The sequence below is a fragment of the Rudaea sp. genome, from assembly GCF_036383415.1.
Taxonomy (GTDB): domain Bacteria; phylum Pseudomonadota; class Gammaproteobacteria; order Xanthomonadales; family Rhodanobacteraceae; genus Rudaea.
In genome coordinates, this window is sequence record NZ_DASVOK010000043.1 from 1 (window position 1) to 3,000 (window position 3,000).

3 protein-coding genes and 1 pseudogene are annotated in these 3,000 nt (G+C 68.8%); 3 read left to right on the plus strand and 1 reads right to left on the minus strand.

Annotated features, from left to right (window positions below; genetic code table 11):
• Positions 1–999, minus strand: a 999-nt coding sequence (locus VF497_RS01430; RefSeq protein ID WP_330885530.1) for a penicillin-binding protein activator, incomplete at its 3' end; no start/stop codon positions are given.
• Positions 1,000–1,108: 109 nt separating this feature from the next.
• Between VF497_RS01430 and rsmI the strand changes: the two genes are divergently transcribed.
• The 3 genes and pseudogenes from rsmI to VF497_RS01445 form a co-directional block, all read left to right on the plus strand.
• Positions 1,109–1,951, plus strand: a complete 843-nt coding sequence (rsmI, locus tag VF497_RS01435) for a 16S rRNA (cytidine(1402)-2'-O)-methyltransferase (protein ID WP_330885534.1) — start codon at positions 1,109–1,111, stop codon at positions 1,949–1,951.
• Positions 1,952–2,062: 111 nt separating this feature from the next.
• A complete protein-coding gene (locus VF497_RS01440; protein ID WP_330885532.1) occupies positions 2,063–2,533 on the plus strand; it encodes a GNAT family N-acetyltransferase in 471 nt (156 codons plus the stop codon).
• A gap of 50 nt (positions 2,534–2,583) precedes the next feature.
• Positions 2,584–3,000 (plus strand): annotated as a pseudogene (locus VF497_RS01445) (AraC family transcriptional regulator); the annotation flags it as partial.

The window sequence follows — 3,000 nt, forward strand, 5'->3', positions numbered from 1 at the left end:
CGCGAACACGGCGGAGACCGCATCGCGGCGCAGCGGCCCGATCACACGGTCGGCGCCTTCGGCGACCGCGCGCTGATACGCGGCGACCGCATCGGCGGCGCTGTTGCCCGCATCGTAGACGCGCAACTCCGGACGCGGCGTGTGCGTGTCGGAGAAATATGCGGCGAACACGCCGTCGCGCACGGCCTGGGCGACGGCCTTGAGCTGGCCGTCGATCGGCAACAGCAGCGCGATCACGCGCGCCGGGCGATAGCCTTCGCCGTTCATCGCATTCGCTCCGCCCTGCGTGCCGACCGGCAATCCCGGCTGCGCGATCGTCTGCGGCAGCGCCTGCCCGGAACGGCGCAGCGCGAGATCGACATAGGCGCGCAAGGCATCGCCCGGTAGCAGCGAGGCGCCCTGTTGCGCCAGCGTCTGCGCATCGATGCCTGCCAGCGTGTCGACGATCTGGTTTTCGTTGCGTTCGCGGTCCTTGCCCTGCAGCGCGGGATTGAGCACGATGCGCGTGCGCGCGCTGGCGAACGCGTCGCCGGCGAGGGCCTGCGCGCGCGCGCGCAGTTCGAGCGTGCGCAGGCGCAGCGGACGCGACAGTTTCGTTTCGTCGAGCGTGAGCAGGGTCAGCGCACGCTGCGTGTCCTTCTTCGACAGCGCGAGTTCCGCTTCGAGCAGATCGAGCCGCGGTTGCTCGGCTTCGGGCAGGCGCCTGGCCTTGACGCCTTCGAGCGCCCAGGCGACGGCGTTGAGATTGCCCTCCTCGCGGAATGCTTCGGCGGCACGCAGGCGATAATGGTCGCGATACTCGCCGTCACCATCTGCGATGTCCATGAAGGCCTGGCCGGCACGATCGAATTCACCGTTCTTGAACCACTGTTCCGCGTCGGTTGCGGCTTGCGCGTTGTCGTGATTGCCTGAGGTGCCAAGTTCGGCGCAGCCGCCGAGCAGCAAGACGAGGCCGATGACGGCAAGAAGGTGGCGCAGGGCGCGGCTCGTCGCGTGCATGAAAAGGTCCGTCCTGAATGTGCGTGCATGATAGCGGAAGCGCGAGACAGCTAAACTATCCGGCGACCCCATTCAGGCGTGCAGCATGAGCAGGCAGGACGACAAACCGGTGGCAGCGGGTGGCACGCTGTTCATCGTCGCGACGCCGATCGGCAATCTCGACGATCTGAGCCCGCGCGCTCGCGCGACGCTCGCGCAGGCCGACCTCATCGCCGCCGAAGACACGCGCCACAGCGCCGCGCTGCTGCGCCACCATGGCATCGCGACGCGCACCATCGCCCTGCACGAACACAATGAGCGCGAGGCGAGCGCGGAGCTCGTGCGCCGCATGCAGGCCGGCGAGAACATCGCGCTGATCAGCGATGCGGGCACGCCGCTGGTCAGCGATCCGGGCTATCGCCTCGTGCGCGCGGCACGCGAGGCGGGCGTCGCGGTGTCGCCGATTCCGGGCGCGTGTGCGGCGATCGTGGCGCTGTCGGCGGCCGGCTTGCCGTCGGATCGATTCGTCTTCGAAGGATTCCTGCCGGCGAAATCGGCGGCGCGCCGTGCCACGTTGCAAACCCTGCGCGGCGAGACGCGCACGCTGATCTTGTACGAGTCGAGTCATCGCATCGTCGAGACCTTGCATGATCTCGTCGCCGAATTCGGCGGTGAGCGCGAGGCGGTCATCGCGCGCGAGCTGACCAAGCAGTTCGAGACCGTGCTCGACGGCACGCTGGCCGAACTCGAAGCGCGCGTCGCCGGGGACGCCAACCAGCAGCGCGGCGAATTCGTCGTGCTCGTCAAAGGCGCGGGGGACGATGATGCCGCGGCTATCCTCGCCGAAGGGCTGCGCGTATACAAAATCCTCAGCGCCGAGCTGCCGCCGAGCCGCGCGGCCAAACTCGCTGCCGAGATCACTGGCGCACCGCGCAAGGCGCTGTACTCTGCGCAGGGCGCAGCGGAGGCCTGATGGACGCACTGAAGATCGTTCCGGCCGACGCGGCGAGGTGGAAGGATCTGCAGACGGTGTTCGGCACGCGGTGGCGCGTCGGCCTGCCAATGCCAGCGCGCGATCCTGCCGATGCGCGAGTACTGGCACATGCCGCGCGACCTGCGCCGGGATTTTCTGCACGAGGAAATCGTCGCGGCACGCGCGGCCGCGCCCGGCCTGCTCGCCTACCTCGGGGACGAGCCGGTCGGCTGGTGCCGGCTCGGCCCGCGGCGCCAGTTCGCCCCGCTGCGCAACTCGCCCGTGCCCTGGGCGGAGCGCCGCGAAGACAAGGACGACGTGACTGTCTGGGCCGTCGTCTGTTTCGTCGTGCGCGTCGGCTATCGACGGCGCGGTATCAGCTATGCGCTGGCCGCGGCCGCCGTCGAGCATGCGCGTCGGCACGGTGCGGCGGCAATCGAGGGCTATCCGATGGCCACGCGCGGCGAAGAGATCACCTGGGGCGAGCTGCACGTCGGCGCAGTCGGCGCGTTCAGGGCGGCCGGCTTCAGGGAAGTCACGCATCCCTCGAAGCGCCGCTATGCGATGCGTATCGATTTCTGACGCGCGGCCGCGAAGCCGAGTAGGATATCCCGCGTCCTTGGAGTCCAGCCATGTCCGAATTCACTGTGCAGACATTGCTGAAAACCCCGACGGTCACCGTGCGCGACGTGTACTGCCGTGGCAACTGCCGACACAAGAGTCCGGAGGAATGCGCGAGCGGAACGCACCTTGTGTTCCCGTACCGCGGCGTCTACGTGCGTCACGTCGGTCGCGATGAGTCGGTGGCCGATGCGAGCCAGGTGCTGCTGTTCAACGCGCAGGAAGGCTACAGCGTCAGCCATCCGGTCGAGGGCGGCGACGCGAGCCTCGTCGTCGCGGTCGACGAAAACCTGCTGCGCGAAATCGCACCGCCGGCCTTGCTGCACGAAGGCGTGCCGTTGCGCTTCCGCCGCCAGCGCCTGCGCATCGATGCGCGCGCACAGGCGCTGGTCGCGTTGCTGCGCCACAGCCTGCGTGCAGGCATCGCC